At 44.7% G+C, this 624-nt stretch carries 1 protein-coding gene; it reads right to left on the reverse strand.

Annotation, left to right across the window (positions count from 1 at the left end):
• Positions 1-624 (reverse strand): transcriptional regulator HexR (gene hexR / locus R7R78_RS27430; RefSeq protein ID WP_225474770.1); only part of this gene is annotated, 624 nt, incomplete at both ends.

Here is a 624-nt window from a genome sequence, read left to right on the forward strand (position 1 = left end):
TTGAACGACACGGCTTGCCATTTGCATGTATACGTCCGTATCTTCAGGAATATCTAAAGTGATAGCCAGTGAACTTGCTTTCTCTAATGGAGAATCTTTCGCAGTGATAGCGATGACAGTTGCACCGTTCTCACGAGCCAGATTCGCAATTTCAACTTGGCTTTTCGTGCGACCAGTATGAGAAATGAGAACAATCACGTCGTTGTCGCTGCAGTTAATACAGCTCATGCGTTGCATGACAATATCTTCAAAACAAGTAATTGGGATATTAAAACGGATGAACTTGTTTTGAGCATCGCGAGCAACAGATGAAGACGCACCAAGACCAAAGAAAGAAATACGTTTTGCTTGAGTCAGCAAGTCAACCGCACGGTTTACTTGCATCGGGTCTAGGCTATTTTTAGCAACATCCAAACACGCCATTGTCGATTCGAAAATCTTATGCGTGTAAGCATCTGGGCCGTCATCTTCTTCCACATTACGGTTTACATATGGCGTACCGTTAGCAAGGCTCTGAGCCAAGTGAAGTTTAAAATCCGGGAAACCTTTGGTATCCAGGCGGCGACAGAAACGGTTTACAGTGGGCTCACGCACGTCAGCCATTTTTGCTAACGTTGCAATGCT

The organism is Vibrio sp. 2134-1, from assembly GCF_033339495.1.